Raw genomic sequence first — 17,859 nt, 5'->3', positions numbered from 1 at the left:
TTTAACATGCTGTTTTAAATGGTTTTTAATTTTATCGATTTAATTGTTTTTTACTATATACTCGCGCCACTTCTTTTGAAGTCGTTTTTATTAAATTTAACCATAATTTTGCTGAGTTTCAGCCACATTTATCGGAACAAACATGAAAGATAAACTTTTAGCATTTTGGCAAAGCCATTCAGAAACAATCATCACTTTAGGATACAAAGTGATTTTAGCTTTGGTGATTTTAATTGCCAGTGGCGTAATTGCCCGCGCTGTTAAAAGAGCAGTTAATGGCTCTAAATCGCCGCTTAATAAATTAGATAAAACTTTGCTGCCTATTATCTCTCGCCTTTCGAGTTACTTGGTTTATATAATTGGCTCGTTATTTATTTTAGATATTTTTGGGGTCAATACCGCCAGTTTAGTGGCACTAATGGCCGCTGCAGGTTTAGCAATTGGTTTGGCGTTAAAAAGTACGTTAAGTAATATAGCTGCAGGTATTATGTTATTAATACTGAGACCTTTTAAAGTAGGTGACTTTATTGATGCCAGTGGTACATCGGGTACGGTGAGCGAAATTAACTTATTCACTACTATTTTTAAAACCACCGACGGCCTTTATATAGCCTCTCCTAACGGCAAAGTGTGGGGTGGTAATATTAAAAACTTTACCCGTAACGGTAAAAGACGCATGGATATTGTAGTGGGTATTTCGTATGCCGACTCAATAGATGATGGCTTAAATGTACTTAAACAAATAGCCAGCTCAGAAGAGCGTTTACTAGCAGAGCCAGCGCCAAAAGTAATGGTGGTATCTATAGCCGAAAGTTCGGTAAACCTACAATTACGCGCATGGACTGTAAATGGTGATTACTGGCAAACAGTGTGGGATCTTAATAAGCGCGTTAAAGAGTCTATTGAGCAAGCAGGGCTAACAATTCCATTCCCGCAGCGCACTTTGCACTTACCTGAGTCGCTAGCAACAAGCGTTACAATTAATAAAGACACTGCAAAAGTAGATTAATATTAGCATTATCAGCACACATAAAAATAGCGAGCTAAGGCTCGCTATTTTTTGTTGTATCGTTTGTAATTATTTAACCTGAACTCTGGTTAAGAGATTTACTAACGTATTGAATCGTATTTATATTTAATTTTATTTTCTCTAGCCAGAGGTTTTCAGTGAAAACAAGGCGAATTTACGCGTCAATAGCTGGCCTATTGCAAGTAAATTCAACGCAGTTAGTGCTGAAAATAGCTGCTTGAGATAAGTTTATTATCCGGAGCTCAGGTTATTTAGCTTAAGTAAGTAATTAACCTTCTAATTGAAAGTCGTACACTGAGCCTAAATTAAGTAGTTGGGTTAGCTCATCAAGTGCTTGGTAACTTTCGCTCAGCAGTGCTGGGTCGGCAAAGTCTTTAGCACCTAATTGGTCGCGGTAGTTACGTTGTGCCCAGTTACACAATTGTGTGTATTTAGTGTCGGTTAAAATAACGTCTGGGTTTACTGCAGCGAGTTCTTGCTCGTTCAAAGCAACCCGTAAACGCAAGCAAGCTGGGCCGCCGCCATTTTGCATACTTTGGCGTAAATCAAAAAAGCGTACTTGGTTTATAGGGTTATCGGCCATGATCATTTCTTCAATGTAGTCGTTAACCGCGCTATTACGTTGGCACTCTTTTGGCGCTACTAATAACATAGAGCCATCACTTAGGCTTACTAGTTGGCTATTAAATAAATAGCTACTAACTGCATCTTGAATACTTACTTTACTTGTAGGTACTTCAATAATATAAAATTGTTTATTACCAACATAGGCTTCGCGAATATCTTGCAATGCTTGCTGCTGATTTAAAAATGCTTGCTGATGGCACAGCAGTACGTTGGCATTACCTACTGCAATAACGTCGTTATGAAAAACCCCTTGGTCAATCACATCAGGGTTTTGCTGCAGTAAAATTTGGCTGGTATCTTTTAAATTATGTAAGCGGCAAATAGCTTCAGAGGCTTCGAGTGTTTGCCTTGCAGGAAACTTAACCGGTTTTGGTAAATGGCTGTTAAATGCACTGGCCCCAAATACAAACATTTCTAGGCCTTGCTCGCCATGGCTGTCGCAAAAACGGGTGTGGTTTGCTGCACCTTCATCACCAAAAAAGCCTTGATCGGGTAAATGGGTATGATGCGCAAAGTGGTTTTGGTTATTAAACATTGCTTTTAACAACCGCGTTGTGGTGGCAGGCTCTAACGAGCGATGAAACTTATTATTTAAATTTGCAGCGGTAAAGTGCACTTTGCCATCGGTTGTATCGGGCGATGGCGACACAGTTGCGGCGTTTGCTGTCCACATTGCTGAGGCTGAATAACATGCGCGTAATAAAATAGGATCGGCGTTAAAAGCTTTATTAATAACTTGCGCGTCGTTACCGCTAAATCCCAGGCGGCGCAGTATATTTAAGTCGGGACGTGCATGGGGGGCAAATACACCTTGAGTTAAGCCTTTGTCGTGCATGGCTTTCATTTTTTCAAGGCCTTGAAGCACCGCCTCTTGGGGATTTGAAAAGCTAGCGGCGTTATTTAACGAAGCAACGTTACCATACGATAACCCCGCATAATTGTGGGTAGGGCCAACTAAACCATCAAAATTAACTTCTAAGGCAGGCATACACATTCCAAATAAATTGTTTAATAGAACTAACAATACAATGCATTGGGTTTACTTGCAAAGCGACACCAACAAGAAAAGCTTAACGGCTGAGAATACGCTCTTTATCAGCGGTAGTACGCGGATTATTTGGCTCGTTTACTTGCCAAAAACTAACATCTAAACGCCATAATAAATAAAGTGTGTGATATAAATTAAACATAGCTTTTCCTTTGAAATTTTTTAAACACATAAAGTGATAGGAAGAAGTATGCCAACGTTTAATTGAATATTTTATGAATACGAATCAATGAATTAGTGTTTTTATATAAAAAAGTTGCTAGCTTTTTGCACTTATATGGTGGGTTTTTTGGGCTGTATGCACTTATTTGATACACGCGCTATTTTAAACGGTTTATGTAATTAATTAGATAAATCGTTAACGACTAAGTCGAGTAACTGCATTAGTTGTTTTGCTTGCTCTGTATTTACGTTATTAAACTTACACAGCACTTTGCTAGGTATATCAGCCGCTTTTAGCTTTAGTGATTGCCCCTGTTGAGTGAGTTGCACTAAACGCTTGCGCTTGTCGTGCTCGTCTTTTACTACGGCAAGTAATGACTTGTCGGTCATTTTTTTTAGTATTTGGGTCATTGCACCGCCATCAATCGCGGTGTTATTTATAAGCTCGGCAATGGTTATTTGGTCCTGCTCCCACAATGCCATCATTACTACATACTGCGGGTAAGTTAAATTAAGCTCAGCTAACGGCTCCCGATAAGCGCGAGCAATACTATTAGATGCCATATATAAACGATGACATAACTGATTTTTTAATTTTAATTGCTCAAACGACATGCTTTAACCTCTTTGCTGAATAAAGCGTATTTTAATTTGCATGCAAAATATTTGCAATCTATATTTAGTTGTTCTATTATTTTGCACACAAACTAAATAAATTAATTTTTTAAATTGTGGAGTTCATTATGAATGTATTACAAAACGTTGCCTATACAGCAAAAGCAACTGCAACCGGTGGCCGTGAAGGCACAGCTAAATCTGATGATGGTCGTTTAAATGTAGATTTATCAACTCCTAAAGGCTTAGGCGGCGATGATGGTAAAGGGACTAACCCTGAACAATTATTTGCAGCAGGTTACGCGGCATGCTTTATTGGCGCGCTTAAATTTGTAGCAGGCAGCGAGAAAATTACTCTGCCAAGTGACACACACATTAACTCTGAAGTGTCGATTGGTGCTATTGATGGTGGTTTTGGTATTGCAGTTAAGCTAGCAGTGTCGCTGGGTGATATGGATAAAGCGCAAGCACAGGAGCTTGTAGATAAAGCGCACTTAGTATGCCCATATTCAAACGCAACACGCGGTAATATTGAAGTTGAACTGTCGGTTATTTAATAACAAAACTCGCTAATATTTAAAAAGCACACAATAACCTTGTGTGCTTTTTTGTTTTTGAGGTCATAAAAATAAATATACGGAAAATCGTATATTCAATATTTCATATATTCAGTTTTTGTTTTATTGTGTACATATTAACGATACGAGGACGCTATGGAACAATTCAACCCCCTGCAATTTTATAAATGCCTAGCGGACGATACACGTTTAAAGGCCATACTGCTTATTGCTGATCAGCAAGAGTTATGTGTTTGCGAATTAGTTGCCGCACTTAATTTAAGCCAACCTAAAGTGTCACGTCATTTAGCACAGCTTCGCCAATGCGGATTGCTCACAGATCGAAAACAAAACCAATGGGTGTACTACAGTATTAATAAGGCGCTACCAGATTGGGCACAAATAGTAATTACGCAAACACGTGTTGCAACAGCATCATTTTATAAAAGTGATTTAGAACGCTTAAATGCTATGGGTAATCGCCCTGAGCGCTGTTGCTAAGTAACCTGATCTCCGGGTAATAAACTTATCTCAAGCAGCTGTTTTCACTGAAAACCTCTGGCTAGAGAAAATAAAATTAAATATAACTATGACTCAATACGTTAGTAAATCTCTTAACCAGAGTTCAGATTAAGTAATTAATATAACAAAAGGTATTTTATTATGACCATTAAAGTAGGCATTAACGGTTTTGGCCGTATGGGGCGTTTAACGCTGCGCGCAGCGGTTGACTGGCCAAATATAGAGTTTATAAAAGTAAATGATATAGCGGGCGATGCTAAAACCCATGCCCATTTATTGGAGTTTGACTCAGTGCATGGGCGTCTACATCACCCTGTTACTGCTACTAATAATATTATTGAGGTTGGCAAACACAATATAACTGTAAGCAACCATAAAACCATTAACGACAACGATTGGTCTGGTTGCGATGTAGTAATAGAAGCTAGCGGTAAAATGAAAACGACCCAGTTACTAAATGCGTATTTAGCCCAAGGTGTTAAACGCGTGGTGGTGACCGCACCGGTAAAAGAAGAGGGCATTTTAAATATAGTAGTAGGGGTGAACGATCATCTTTATAAGCCAAGTGAGCACAAAATAGTTACTGCGGCCTCCTGTACCACCAACTGCTTAGCGCCTATTGTGAAGGTACTGCAACAAGAAGTGGGAATTAAACACGGCTCCATAACCACTATTCATAGTATTACCAACACGCAAACCATTATTGACGCACCACATAAAGACCTACGCCGAGCACGTTCTTGTGGCACAAGTTTAATACCAACAACAACAGGCAGCGCAACAGCCATTACGCATATTTTTCCTGAGCTTAAAGGTAAATTAAACGGCCATGCTGTACGTGTACCACTTACTAATGCCTCAATTACCGATTGTGTGTTTGAACTGCAGCGCAGCGTTAGTGAAGATGAAGTAAATGGCTGGTTTAAAAGTGCGGCTAATAACGAGCTTAAAGGTATTTTAGGTTACGAGGAAAAACCACTGGTATCGATTGATTACGCAACCGATCCGCGCAGCAGCATAATAGATGCGCTTTCAACTATGGTAATTAACAACACTCAGCTTAAATTATACGCTTGGTACGATAACGAGTGGGGCTATGCAAATCGTACTGCAGAGCTAATGCTAAAAGTTGGTTTAAGTGATCAATCAAGTTAATAGGCTAATTTAATGTTTGCGCAACTAGCTAACTTACCAAGCTCACTAAAACAGTACTTTATCATTACCGGCAATTATTGGGCTTTTACTTTAACCGATGGCGCACTGCGAATGTTAGTGGTGCTGTATTTTCATCAGTTAGGTTATGGCGCATTAGCGATTGCTATGTTGTTTTTGTTTTACGAAATATTTGGCGTGATCACTAACTTAGTGGGGGGATGGTTAGGAGCGCAACTTGGCTTAAATAAAACCATGAATATAGGCTTAGGGCTGCAAATACTTGCGCTTGCTATGCTTTGCGTGCCAACAGATTGGTTAACGGTTGCTTATGTAATGGCAGCACAAGCGTTAAGTGGGATTGCCAAAGATCTTAATAAAATGAGCGCCAAAAGCGCGATTAAATATTTGGTGCCGCAAAACAGCAGCGGGCAAAGTCAATTATATAAATGGGTTGCCATACTTACTGGCTCTAAAAATGCGTTAAAAGGAGTGGGCTTCTTTTTAGGTGGGGTACTGCTTACTTTATTTGGTTTTGTTGGTGCGTTGTTTACTTTAATCGTTTTATTGAGTGTTGCCTGGGTTATAAGTTTAGTCTTTTTAAAAGGCGATATAGGTAAGGCCAAAAACAAACCTAAATTTAAAACGTTATTCTCTAAATCTCGCGCTATTAATTTACTTAGCACCGCACGATTGTGTTTATTTGCCTCGCGAGACGTGTGGTTTGTAGTGGCTCTGCCTGTGTATTTAGCCACGCAATTTAACTGGAACCATACTTGGGTGAGTGGCTTTATGGCACTGTGGGTAATAGCGTATGGGTTAGTGCAATCGCAAGCACCGCGAATTACTGGGCAAGTTATTACCTCTGGTATTAATACAGTTAATAAAGCATATAAATGGGTTACGCTATTGTGCGTTGTAACTGGCGTTTTAGCGCTGCTAATGCAATTTAATAGTGCGGTAAATTATACGCTTATAGTGGGCTTATTTATTTTTGGTGGGGTGTTTGCTGTTAACTCATCGCTACATAGTTATTTAATAGTGAGCTTTGCCAGCAGTGATGGTGTGTCGCTCGATGTAGGCTTTTATTACATGGCCAATGCCATGGGGCGCTTACTGGGTACTGTGCTTTCTGGTTGGGTATTTCAGCTTTATGGGTTAGTGGCGTGTTTATGGGTTAGTGTTTTTTTACTCATTATGGCTGCAATAGCCACCGCTTTTTTGGCTAAACATGAAGGCTAAACTTTTGTATGAGATTGCTGTTTTTACACTAAATTAATAGCTTCATTTTATAGATCAACTAAACTATATACGTTAATTAATTAAAGGGTGTGATGAATGCGGGAAATAGCGTTAGCAAAAAAGTTATTGTGGCTCTCAGTGGGCAGTATATTTATAACTGTATTAGTACTTTCGAGTATTTTATGGTGGCAGTTATCATTAAGTAATAAAGATTTAGCGGCCAAGTCTGAAGAATATATAGTTGCTGAAGTAGAAGAAAAACTTAATGCAAACGCGGCTGTTTACGGTGAAAGAATAGCTGGGTTTATTAACGAAGCCTACCGAATTCCCTATACATTGGCAGCATTACTTAGCGACGCAGCCCAGCAAAATAGCTTAAACCGAGATACAGTGGTAAGTATTAACCACGCTATTATTGAAAAAAACACTCTTTTATCATCGGTTTACTCACAGTTTGAAGCCAACGCTTTTGACGGCCAAGACGCCTACTTTCAGCAAGGTTATAAACATTCTGTTGATGGTGCTGGCACACTTGAAGTATATATTACCCGCGACGAAAACGGTGTTATTGAACAGCAAAAAGTAGCTAACGCCGCAGATAAATACATTACAACACTTAACGAGTTTGGTATTCGAGAGGCACATTGGTATTTATGTGCTAAAGACACACTTAAGCCGTGTATTATGGAACCCTACCTATACGAAATTCCCTCTGGCGATTCGGTTATGCTAACGTCTTTAACAGTGCCTATTTTAAAATCAGGGCAGTTTATTGGTATTACTGGCGCTGACTTAACACTACCTACATTTCAAACCATGACAGAGCAGCTTTCTAAGCAACTTTATAATGGCAAAGCAAAAGTAACCTTGCTGAGTGATTTGGGATTAGTGGTTGGTAGCAGCCATTATAAATCTAAATTAGGGCGTCCTTTTAAAGAAGCTGTTAACGCAGTAACGATTAATAACTTAGAAAAGCTAAAAGATCACAGTGGTATTTTTAAAGCTAACGATCAGTATTTAGTTAATTACCCAATTAATATCAAGCTTGCTAATAGGCAGTGGTCGTTAATTATAGAAGTGCCAGCAGAGCTTGCACTGGCTGGGCCGCAAGCACTTTCGCAAAACATGCAGCAAACTGCGCAGTCACTAGGGGTTATTATTTTAATAACCGGTTTAGCAATTGCAGTTGTTGCTTTTATTATTATGAAGCTAGTTATTGGCAGTATTGTTGCTCCATTGCAGCAAATTCAGCAACGCGTTGATAACCTTGCCAGCTCGGAGGGCGACTTAACCCATACGCTGCATGTAGAGTCGCATGCAGAGCTAATTGCATTAGCCGATGGCTTTAATCGATTTTTAACTAAGCTTAGAGTGTTAATTGCACAGCTAAAAGATGTGTCTGATCAAACTAAGCAGCAAGGTGAAATTGCCCAGCATATTGCTATTGATACTAAACATAATGTACAGGCGCAGTTTCACGAAATTGAAAGCGTAGTTACCGCAATGAATGAAATGAGCGCAACTGCGCTTGAAGTTGCTCGCGCATCAGAACAATCGGCGCAACAAGCGGGTGAAATTAATAGCTTAGTGGTAAGCAGTGAAACGAGTTTGTCATCAGCCATGAGCCAAGTTAAAACCATGTCTGAGGAAATTAAAGAAGCTAACCAAGCGGTGCAAAAAGTGGCATCGCGCAGTAACGACATAACGCAAATTTTAGATGTTATTCGTACTATTTCAGAGCAAACTAACTTACTTGCGCTAAATGCTGCAATTGAAGCTGCACGAGCGGGTGATCATGGTCGAGGCTTTGCGGTTGTTGCAGACGAAGTGCGTGCACTGGCGTCAAAAACGCGCTCATCAACCGATGATATTAGTCGATTAATTGATAGCTTGTTGCTTGAAGTAGGTAATGCCTCAACGGTTATCGAAAAAGGCGTAGTACGGGCACAAAGTGCAGTTGATGAAACTTCAGTAGCGTTTGATGCACTGCACAGCGTGGTAATTAAAGTGGACGAAATTACCAATCAAATTACGCATATTGCTACCGCAGCTGAAGAGCAAAGCTTAGTGAGCGAAGAAATAAACCGTAATTTAACGCTGATATCAGACGCGGCTTCGCAGCTATCTGATTTATCTTCACAAGCAGGCGACAGCAGTGAAGTACTTAATAAATTAGTTGCGCAACAAGACTCAGAACTTAATAAGTTAAAAACGTAATAGTTATTTAGCACTGAGACAAAATAAAAACGGCAGTAATTTAAATTACTGCCGTTTTTGTTCAAATAACTAAAATGAGACGTTTATAAGCTTTTTATGATCTTAAACATTTGCTCTATCATTGGCTGAGCCAGTGACTCAACACCCGGGCGATTAAAATAACCACGTAAACCAGTAAACTGCACTTCAAAAAAGCGTGCATACTCTTGCGCAGATATATTATTACTTAACTCATTTTTTGCTATTGCTTGTTCAAAAAGAACCGAAAGGTAGTTTTCAAATTTATCAATTAAATCTAAGCTTAGTTGATATAAATTGCTGTCTTTATCTGCAAATTCACAGTTGGCCTTTACCAGCATACAAATAGCACTAGGCGCACTTTCTTTTTTTGTTATTACATTTTCAACAAAAGCGCGCAGCCCACCCAAAATAGTATCTGATGTGGATAGGCATTCTTTAATCTGGCTCTCCATTTGTACTGTGTAGTCTCGTAAAGATTCAATATAAAGCCCTTCCTTAGAGCCAAAAGCAGAGTAGATACTGCCAGGTCGCATATTAATAGCTTCTTGTAAATCACGCGTCGATGTTGCATGAAAACCCTTTTCCCAAAATAGCTGACTTGCAAGGCGGACAACTGTCTCACGCTCAAACTTAATCTTATTCGCCATCTCATTTCTCAATTATTTGAACACATGCTCAATTTTAACTTGAACAACCGCTCAAAATCAAATAGTATGTGTCTCGAAGTTAACTAACTAATTATTTATTGGAGCTAAACATGACAGAATTTACTTTATATACAGCAGAAAATGCACCTGAAGAATCAAAATCTCTTATGGCCGATTCAGTAGCTGCGTTTGGTATGGTACCGAACCTACATGCAGTAATGGCAGAAGCACCTACTTTACTTAAAGGTTATCAAGTACTGCATGAGCTGTTTCAAAACACGTCATTTAATGCTGAAGAATTAACGGTTGTATGGCAATCAATTAACGTTGAACATAACTGTCATTATTGTGTGCCAGCCCACAGTGCAATTGCAGCGTCAATGAAAGTTGATCAAGGTATTGTTGATTCGCTAGTAAATAAAACACCACTTGCAGATCCTAAGCTTGAAGCACTTCGTGAAACCACACTTGCAATGGCACGTGAACGCGGTGTGATAAGTGATGAGCAGATTGAAAAGTTTTTTGCAGCGGGTTATGGCAAGCAACAACTGCTTGAAATTATTGTAGGCTTATCGCAAAAAGTAATGAGTAACTACACTAACCACCTTGCAGATACGCCAGTTGATGAACCATTTAAAAAATTCATAAAGTAGTTTATAAATTCTAAGTAGTTATGAAAAAGGCAGCCTTGGCTGCCTTTTTCAATTAAATGTTGTTATAAACGCTTTATTGAAACTTAACCTGCTGGTTACTGCGTGTATAGGTTCGGGTTGCAGGTTTAGTCCACTCGCCTTTTTTTAAGTACGAGGTTGATACAATAAATTCATCACCTTTAATTTCGCTGGTAGACTTAACTTTAGTTATGCCTTCTTTATTTCCCGTTACTTCTTCATAGGCTACAAACTGAGTAGGGCTAAGTATCTTCATTGTGCCTTTAGTGTAAAACCCCGCCGTAGTGAAATAATAAAATACTAATGAGTCTTTTTTACTATCGTAAAATATCATCGACTCGCCGCCATACTCTCCTTCATTGATTGAATGTATAGTACGAATAGCTTTACCGTTTAAAGCCCGCTGCCATTTACTAATGTCTTGCTTTGGCTTTGCACCTTCAGGGACTGTAAAATTAGCCTGCCATGTGCCTAAATATGGCTTAAATGCGCTGAGCTCTTTAGCTAAATCAGCTGGCTGTGCATTTACAATGGTTGTAAATACAATGCAAAAGGTTAGTATCAGTGTTTTTAAATATGACATAATTACTGCCTAGTATAAGTGAATCTGGGTATGGCCTAGATACAGTATAGGTGAGAGTTACTTGATTAAAAAAGCATTATTACTTTTTTCGATTGGTTTTTTATGTGTATTAACCGTAGGAGGGCTGTTTGGCTATTGGCCTACTATTGCCGCAAGTGTGTACGTATTTATGAGTACAATTACCATTTTAATTTATAAGTGGGACAAGCGTTTAGCCATGAGTAAAAAACAGCCTGTGGTGAGAGTGCCAGAGCGAACTTTACATCTATTAGCACTATTATGTGGCTGGCCGGGGGCGTTAATCGCTCAGCAATGGTTTAGGCATAAATCACAAAAACGTGTTTTTATAGCCGTACTTTGGTTTACCATAATTATTAACTGCAGTGCGTTATTTGGCGGCTACTATTATTGGCAACTAGGGTAAACATTACTCGTAGATAGCTTAAAGTAGGTCAAAAATGACTATTAATTAAAATGTTAAAAATAAAAAGGAATAATATTAATGAAATCTTTTATTTTAGGTCTTTGCCTAATGTTTGTAAGCCTGCCAGTATTTGCGAATGACTTAGAGCCCGCAATAAAAGACTTTGGCTTTTTTTATAATGTACCCTCACATGCTCCAATAGCGCAAAATACACATTTTAAAATTGCCTTTGATGTTGGTAAAGGCGCGCAAAAGGGTGAGCAAAATAATGGTATGAATTCTTTAGCGCGGTTTATTAATATGCATATAGCACATGGTATTAAACCAGAAAATATAGAGCTGGCACTCGTAATACATGGCAGTGCAAGCGTAGATGTGCTTGATAATAATACATATAAAAACCGCTTTGAAGTCGATAACAAAAATCAAAGCTTAATTGAGCAATTACTTGCTAATAATACGGTGGTTTATGTATGTGGGCAGTCGGCCACGCACTATAAAGTAGCTCCTGATCAGTTAATAAAAGGCGTAAAAATGTCGTTATCGGCAATGACAGCACATGCGCAGTTACAACAGCAGGGCTATACGCTAAACCCTTTTTAATGATAAAAAACATATTATGCTTTGGGGATTCCAATACTTGGGGTTTAAATCCGCAAACAGGAAAACGATTTAGTGCTACAGTGCGCTGGCCAGCAAAGCTTGCTGTAAAGTTAGGGGCTAATTTTACAATAATAGAAGCTGGGCAGCCTAACCGTGCTTTAGTAAACAACCCACCGTTTGCAGGTGAGTTATCGGGCGTAACTTATTTACAGTCTTACTTAAATGAACTTGAAATAGATTTAATTATTATAGATTTAGGTACTAACGATCTGAAAAATCGGTTTAGTTTAAATGCGCACGATATTGCCGCTGGGTTAACAGCATTAATAGATTCAATATTGAATTTTTATGAGCAAAGCAATGCGCCAGGCTCTCCAAAAATTTTAATACTTAGTCCCGCTCATGTACGAGAAGTCGGAAGTTACGCAGGCGTGTACAAAGGGGCAGAGCAAAAAGTAGTGCAATTAGCTGCAGCATTTGAAAATGTTGCTAACATAAAACAATGCTCATTTTATGATTTGGCAAGGATTGTGAGTGTTTCAAATGAGGATGGTGTGCATTTGGACGAAAAACAGCATCAAAAAATTAGTGATGCATTAGAGGCGATTATTCGTGAGTTTTAATTTTTAAATATTTATTGTAAATATATTATCAGAAACTTGAATTTTCAGTTACTTATGTAATTATTAAAGGACTTTGCATAAATGGGGATACCTCAATTTACAATGAAACAGCATCCTAAAAAAATAATAGTAGTACTGCTATCAGGTGGATTTATATTTGCATTAGGTTGCTTTATTTTATTGTACTTTGCGGGTCAAAAATTAGTAGCGCAAACACATTCAGACTCACAATATTTACTCTCCCAAGTAGACGATGGTGTAGAGGAAAGCGTTCGTGTTTTAACTAAATTAAATAACCTAAATTTTACTACTTGTAACGAAGCGAATTTACTTGCTATGCGGCGGATGCTATTTGATGCCAAGTTTGCTATTGATATAGGCTACTTTAAAAATAATACATTAATCTGTACTACAGGTACTGGTATGCTTGAAAATCCTTTACCAGATAACCAACCAGATTATACTGTAAATAAAAACAGCCCCTCACAAATAGGCATACGCTTTGAGCCTGAACTTTACTTATTACTCTTTACCGAGCGCCCACTAAAAGTACTAATTATTCGCCAAGGCAACTATAACCTCATATTAAAATCAGAAGTATTCGATCCTAAAATTATTGTAACGCCTAATTGGCAGGTTTTTTATAAAGAATCTGAAAACTTATTTCATTTAGCTGGGCAAACAGGGCTTCATAATAATATAAAAAGTAATGACTATTTACATTACGAAACGAATATAACGTGCAGTAATAATAATGGAAATTATTGTGTTGCCTTGTATTTGCCATGGGATGTATTTTTTACCGATAATCGCCAACTATTTATTATTTCGTTTATTTTAATTTGCTTGGTGAGTATTTCGTGTGGCTTATTAGTTGATGAGCACCTAACTACGCGCCGCTCAATTGTAAGCAGGATACGTAGGGGATTAAAGAGCGGTAATTTTTATTGGGTTTATCAGCCAATAGTTAATTTACAAAGCGGAAAAATAATTGGTTGCGAGGTACTTGCGCGCTTTAAAGATGATTACGGGGTGCTTACACCGGATCAATTTATTCCTATACTTAGACAAATTAATTTAACTTGGTCTTTTACCAAAATAATGATTAACACTGTACTTAATGAGTTAGAAAGTGCAGAGCAGTTACCAAGTGGATTTAAGGTGTCATTAAATATTTTTCCTTGTGATGTAGAGCAAGGGAATGTGTTGTCATTACCGAAAATAACCGGATTAATGCAATCTAAATTTGTAATTTGTTTAGAAATAACCGAAGACGAGTATTTAGATTCAACTATTGCTCATGGCTATTTTAAAACATTAATCGAGTCGGGTTTTCGCTTGTCACTTGATGATTTTGGCACTGGTTATTCAAACTTAAAAAACTTACATAATTTGAGTTTCCATCAGCTTAAAATAGACCGTTCATTTGTACAAGACATAGCTACGGAAGGCTTAAAAGCGTCTATGATCCCTAATATTATGGAGTTGGTACACAAATTTGGTTATACCTGTGTGGCAGAGGGCATAGAAACAACAGAGCAAGAAGTCATTTTAAAAGAAGCAGGGGTACATTACGGGCAAGGCTGGAAGTATGGCCGGCCTATGCCTATTTTAGAATTTAAAGAGTATATAGCTAGATCGATAAAGTAATGCTTAGCGTATATAAAAGCACAGGTGTTACTTTAAAAATTATAATTAGGATTTACTATGGCTAAATCAATACTCACTGCTTTTTTATTTATATTTTTAGCGGCATGTTCTACTCAGTACCCGAATCAGCAAGTAATTGGTAAACAATTTCCAACGATTGACGGCGAAAGTTTAACGCAAAATAAAGTGACTATTCCAAGCAGTCTTACTGCAGATAAAACACTTTTGCTTATAGGTTATAAGCAAGATAGTCAGTTTGACATTGATCGCTGGTTAATTGGCTTAGATATGAGTGGTGTAGTTATTCCTACCTACGAACTACCCACTATTGCTGGTATGGCACCTCGCATGTTTAGTGCATTTATAGACAGTGGTATGCGTAAAGGGATTCCAAAAGAGCTTTGGGCTGGGGTAATCACTATTTATAAAGACGGCGAAAAAGTACAAAAATTTACTGGTAATCAAAATCCTAACAATACCCGTGTAGTCCTTATAAATAACAGCGGTAAAATACTTTATTTTTACGATAGAGGCTTTTCAGTTGATGCGTTAAATAAGTTAAAAGAGACTATAAACAAATTTATTGATTGCTCTTTTTTATAGCTTTACTCTAAGTTTTAATTTACTTGTGCTAGCTAGCCCTAGCCTCTACTAATATGAATTTTTGTTTCGTTAATTATAGTGTTTTAGACAATAACTAATGGTTGTTCTGGGTTAAATTAATAGATACTTAAGGCTGCAAAGTACACTGATAGTTAACTGAAAAATAGGTGGTTAACAACTGTGAACAAATGTAAAAACCGTATTGTAAGTTGTTCAAAAATTAGGTAGTGTTACATAAGAATTTTAAGGAAGAGTTTTATGTTACAGCAATCAGCTTTTATAAAAACAAATTTAAAATCATCGGCTTACTCGTATAGTTATAAGGATATTTTAAGAACCCTCCAGGCTTTGTTTAACACTATAAATATGGATGATGCACTGCCAAACGTTGAGCAACGTTCACAATATGACGGTAACTTTTAACTAATAAAATAGTTACCTATTAATATGACACAAGCCCAGCAATGCTGGGCTTTTTTGTTTCAGATTTTATTAAAAAAGCGGCAGCTAATCTATTTTAGTTGTGATTTAGCAACTAACTAAGTTTATATTTACTCACAATTAGCCCGTTCACATCGGCGTAAAGCCAATCATTAGGCTCAATGCAGACGCTTAACATGGCAATAGCTTGATTATTTTCACCACAACCTCGCTTTAACGTACAGCGTGGTGTTGAGCCAAGCGCCATAATAGGTAAATTTAAGGTAGCAAGAATCTCAATATCTCGGCAACAACCATTTATAACTATACCTTCCCAGCCATTTTTTAAAGCACGATCTGCCATAATATCGCCAATAAATGCAAAGCGTTTACTAGCAAAGCCGTTAATAACCAGCACTTTACCTACGCCATTTTGATGAAGTATTTCAGCGGCAAACGAATTGTCATCGGGGCACGTTACAGTAACGACTTGACCACTAAAGGTGGTTTTGTTGCCAAAGTGCTGTAATCCACAGTCGGCTACTTGTACGCTATCACGGTGTTCGTCGTATAGATCGGGAGTCGTGAACTTGTTCATATTTGCTTTCTCTGTTTAGTGAGTTATTTAACCACACCACTGTAAAAGTGGTAATACGAGACAAAAGAGTCAGTAACTTTAATTTACCTAGCGTTTGTGCTGCTTTGCTAAATTTAAACACTGAATCGCTGTTTACGCTTATTGCTTATAACTATAGTGATAATATTTAGCTTTGATAATGCTAGTTATGCACTGCAGATTAACGGCATGTTATTGTTAAAACAAAAAATTACTGTTAGTTTAGCTTCAAATTATTAAGTAGTACTTTAGGTTTAATATGGATTTTATAAGCAAAAATAAATATACACTTTATGGAGTCGCTGCAATATTACTGTGGAGCTGCTTAGTGGCATTACTACGGGATATTTCTGAGTTGTTTAGCCCCATTGGTGGTGCTGCGGCAATGTACTCTGTCAGTGCGATATTTTTAATTTTGGTTATGGGAGTGCCTAAGTTTAGTGGATTTTCGAAACGCTACTTGGTAGTAGGTACTTTATTATTTGTGTCGTACGAAATTTGCTTGGCACTTTCTATCGGTATGGCAAATAGCCGCCATCAGGCTATGGAAATGGCGGTAATTAATTATTTATGGCCCACGCTGACTATATTGCTCTCTATTATTATTGGGCGTAAAAAAGTAAGTTACTGGGTTTACCCAAGTATGATCATTGCTTTTTTAGGGGTTGCTTGGTGTATTACGGGCGATCAAGAAATGTCAGTCGATACGTTAGTTACTAACTTTGCTGATAATCCTGCTACTTATTTAATGGCATTAGCTGCCGCGTTTATATGGGCTATTTATTGCGTAGTAACGCAAAAAATAAGTAATGGTAAAAATGCTATTACGTTATTTTTTACTGTTACGGCAATGAGTTTGTGGGCGCAATATGGTTTTAGTAATGAAGCGCCATTAACGTTTTCAATCAGCTCAAGCATGACATTGTTACTTGCGGGTGTAGTTGTTGGCAGTGGTTATGCACTGTGGAATCAAGCGATTATTGGCGGTAACTTAATGCTGCTTGGAACGCTTTCGTATTTTACGCCGGTATTTTCTACTATTATTTCGGCGTTGTATTTGTCTATTACGTTAAGTGCTTCGTTTTGGCAAGGAGTGGTGCTGGTAACACTTGGCTCGCTAATTTGCTACTTTGTAACGCGAGATAAACCCCAAAAATATAATGTAGAAGTAACGACTTAAATAAGCAGTCCGCTAAAGTTTAGTTACACCTAAAGCTCTTTTATAAGGGCTTTTGAACTTTATTTAGAGTTTTAACCTGCGTGAGTAAATTGAGCACTTTTTGCTGGCCAAATGTGTGTGCAAATTGCTCGGCTGTTTGGCCTGCTTTGTTTTGATGTGCGTTGTCGCAATCAAGTGATACCAGTGTTTTGGCTATACTAAATTCACCTCTAAAAATAGCGGCCATAAGGGCTGTGTTACCTCGGTTGTCTTCCATGCAAGCATTAGCGCCTAAGTGTAAAAGTGTGTTAACCGTGTTTTTATTACCATGGTAAGTAGCAATCATTAATGCGGTGTAACCTTTATTGTTGTAGCTGTCGATAGGAATGCCGGCACTTACAAATTGCTTAATTATAGCGGTATCGTTGGTACGTGCAGCAGCAAAGTAATAAGCAAATAAACTCTCGTATTGTGTTTGCGCTGAGTGTTGGTTTTCAAGTTGTGTACTAGGTGTTTGTGTATCCGTTGTATTTTGAGCGTAAACACTACTGGTAAAACTTATTAGTAGCACTACTATAATTAATAAATTACGCATTACTTTATACCTTTTAAAAAGAGGAAGGGGATTGGTTGCCTCCTTCCTCATGGTTGTGGTTACTTATATAAC

General features: G+C 37.9%; 20 protein-coding genes. 14 read left to right on the top strand and 6 right to left on the bottom strand.

Annotation, left to right across the window (positions count from 1 at the left end; genetic code table 11):
* The first annotated feature begins 142 nt into the window (after positions 1-142).
* Positions 143-1,009 (top strand): mechanosensitive ion channel family protein, encoded by an 867-nt coding sequence (locus tag H5079_RS06425; RefSeq protein WP_182683735.1) that lies wholly within the window; start codon positions 143-145, stop codon positions 1,007-1,009.
* A gap of 289 nt (positions 1,010-1,298) precedes the next feature.
* On the opposite strand, the gene astB is transcribed toward H5079_RS06425, so the two are convergent.
* Positions 1,299-2,645, bottom strand: a complete 1,347-nt coding sequence (gene astB, locus H5079_RS06420; protein WP_086996791.1) for an N-succinylarginine dihydrolase — start codon at positions 2,643-2,645, stop codon at positions 1,299-1,301.
* A 402-nt stretch (positions 2,646-3,047) separates the two neighbouring features.
* Positions 3,048-3,482: a MarR family winged helix-turn-helix transcriptional regulator gene (locus H5079_RS06415; protein WP_011329815.1), complete on the bottom strand. Its 435-nt coding sequence runs from the start codon at positions 3,480-3,482 to the stop codon at positions 3,048-3,050.
* Between the two features lie 128 nt (positions 3,483-3,610).
* Here H5079_RS06415 and H5079_RS06410 point away from each other — a divergent pair, with 128 nt between their 5' ends.
* The 5 genes from H5079_RS06410 to H5079_RS06390 all read left to right on the top strand — a co-directional run bounded on the left by H5079_RS06410 (position 3,611) and on the right by H5079_RS06390 (position 9,172).
* Positions 3,611-4,039 (top strand): organic hydroperoxide resistance protein, encoded by a 429-nt coding sequence (locus tag H5079_RS06410; RefSeq protein ID WP_011329816.1) that lies wholly within the window; start codon positions 3,611-3,613, stop codon positions 4,037-4,039.
* Positions 4,040-4,195: 156 nt separating this feature from the next.
* Positions 4,196-4,540 carry a metalloregulator ArsR/SmtB family transcription factor gene (locus H5079_RS06405; protein ID WP_179807735.1) on the top strand — a complete coding sequence of 115 codons (345 nt, stop codon included), beginning with the start codon at positions 4,196-4,198 and terminating at the stop codon, positions 4,538-4,540.
* A gap of 162 nt (positions 4,541-4,702) precedes the next feature.
* Positions 4,703-5,716 carry an ArsJ-associated glyceraldehyde-3-phosphate dehydrogenase gene (locus H5079_RS06400; protein WP_182683734.1) on the top strand — a complete coding sequence of 338 codons (1,014 nt, stop codon included), beginning with the start codon at positions 4,703-4,705 and terminating at the stop codon, positions 5,714-5,716.
* Positions 5,717-5,728: 12 nt separating this feature from the next.
* On the top strand, positions 5,729-6,955 hold the full coding sequence (arsJ, locus tag H5079_RS06395; RefSeq protein WP_182683733.1) for an organoarsenical effux MFS transporter ArsJ: 1,227 nt from the start codon (positions 5,729-5,731) through the stop codon (positions 6,953-6,955).
* A gap of 96 nt (positions 6,956-7,051) precedes the next feature.
* Entirely contained in the window at positions 7,052-9,172 is a 2,121-nt protein-coding gene (locus tag H5079_RS06390) for a methyl-accepting chemotaxis protein (protein ID WP_182683732.1), read from the top strand.
* A gap of 83 nt (positions 9,173-9,255) precedes the next feature.
* On the opposite strand, the gene H5079_RS06385 is transcribed toward H5079_RS06390, so the two are convergent.
* Complete coding sequence (locus H5079_RS06385) at positions 9,256-9,840, bottom strand: TetR/AcrR family transcriptional regulator (RefSeq protein ID WP_182683731.1); 585 nt, start codon at positions 9,838-9,840, stop codon at positions 9,256-9,258.
* 110 nt (positions 9,841-9,950) lie between these two features.
* On the opposite strand from H5079_RS06385, the gene H5079_RS06380 reads away from it, so the two are divergent.
* Positions 9,951-10,493 carry a carboxymuconolactone decarboxylase family protein gene (locus H5079_RS06380; RefSeq protein ID WP_182683730.1) on the top strand — a complete coding sequence of 181 codons (543 nt, stop codon included), beginning with the start codon at positions 9,951-9,953 and terminating at the stop codon, positions 10,491-10,493.
* A 73-nt stretch (positions 10,494-10,566) separates the two neighbouring features.
* Here H5079_RS06380 and H5079_RS06375 read toward each other — a convergent pair whose 3' ends face one another.
* Positions 10,567-11,094: a hypothetical protein gene (locus H5079_RS06375; protein WP_011329823.1), complete on the bottom strand. Its 528-nt coding sequence runs from the start codon at positions 11,092-11,094 to the stop codon at positions 10,567-10,569.
* A gap of 61 nt (positions 11,095-11,155) precedes the next feature.
* Here H5079_RS06375 and H5079_RS06370 point away from each other — a divergent pair, with 61 nt between their 5' ends.
* The 6 genes from H5079_RS06370 (at position 11,156) to H5079_RS06345 (ending at position 15,420) form a co-directional block, all read left to right on the top strand.
* Positions 11,156-11,518, top strand: coding sequence for a DUF1294 domain-containing protein (locus H5079_RS06370; RefSeq protein ID WP_182683729.1), 363 nt, complete (start codon positions 11,156-11,158; stop codon positions 11,516-11,518).
* Between the two features lie 108 nt (positions 11,519-11,626).
* Positions 11,627-12,121, top strand: coding sequence for a DsrE family protein (locus tag H5079_RS06365; protein ID WP_404936203.1), 495 nt, complete (start codon positions 11,627-11,629; stop codon positions 12,119-12,121).
* Complete coding sequence (locus H5079_RS06360; RefSeq protein ID WP_182683727.1) at positions 12,121-12,744, top strand: SGNH/GDSL hydrolase family protein; 624 nt, start codon at positions 12,121-12,123, stop codon at positions 12,742-12,744. The genes H5079_RS06365 and H5079_RS06360 overlap by 1 nt, the downstream gene beginning before the upstream one ends.
* Positions 12,745-12,825: 81 nt before the next feature.
* A complete protein-coding gene (locus tag H5079_RS06355) occupies positions 12,826-14,394 on the top strand; it encodes an EAL domain-containing protein (protein ID WP_259398050.1) in 1,569 nt (522 codons plus the stop codon).
* A 57-nt stretch (positions 14,395-14,451) separates the two neighbouring features.
* Complete coding sequence (locus tag H5079_RS06350; protein ID WP_182683726.1) at positions 14,452-14,997, top strand: hypothetical protein; 546 nt, start codon at positions 14,452-14,454, stop codon at positions 14,995-14,997.
* 258 nt (positions 14,998-15,255) lie between these two features.
* On the top strand, positions 15,256-15,420 hold the full coding sequence (locus H5079_RS06345) for a hypothetical protein (RefSeq protein ID WP_231613396.1): 165 nt from the start codon (positions 15,256-15,258) through the stop codon (positions 15,418-15,420).
* Between the two features lie 112 nt (positions 15,421-15,532).
* Here H5079_RS06345 and H5079_RS06340 read toward each other — a convergent pair whose 3' ends face one another.
* On the bottom strand, positions 15,533-16,015 hold the full coding sequence (locus H5079_RS06340) for a putative 4-hydroxy-4-methyl-2-oxoglutarate aldolase (RefSeq protein WP_182683725.1): 483 nt from the start codon (positions 16,013-16,015) through the stop codon (positions 15,533-15,535).
* 277 nt (positions 16,016-16,292) lie between these two features.
* Here H5079_RS06340 and yddG point away from each other — a divergent pair, with 277 nt between their 5' ends.
* Positions 16,293-17,213, top strand: a complete 921-nt coding sequence (gene yddG / locus H5079_RS06335) for an aromatic amino acid DMT transporter YddG (protein ID WP_011329837.1) — start codon at positions 16,293-16,295, stop codon at positions 17,211-17,213.
* Positions 17,214-17,253: 40 nt separating this feature from the next.
* On the opposite strand, the gene H5079_RS06330 is transcribed toward yddG, so the two are convergent.
* Positions 17,254-17,787: an ankyrin repeat domain-containing protein gene (locus H5079_RS06330; RefSeq protein WP_182683724.1), complete on the bottom strand. Its 534-nt coding sequence runs from the start codon at positions 17,785-17,787 to the stop codon at positions 17,254-17,256.
* Positions 17,788-17,859 lie beyond the last annotated feature (72 nt).

Source organism: Pseudoalteromonas sp. SG44-5 (assembly GCF_014164175.1).
Classification (GTDB): domain Bacteria; phylum Pseudomonadota; class Gammaproteobacteria; order Enterobacterales; family Alteromonadaceae; genus Pseudoalteromonas; species Pseudoalteromonas nigrifaciens.
The sequence above is the reverse complement of the archived record's forward strand: the minus strand, read 5'-3'. Positions and strand labels throughout refer to the sequence as shown.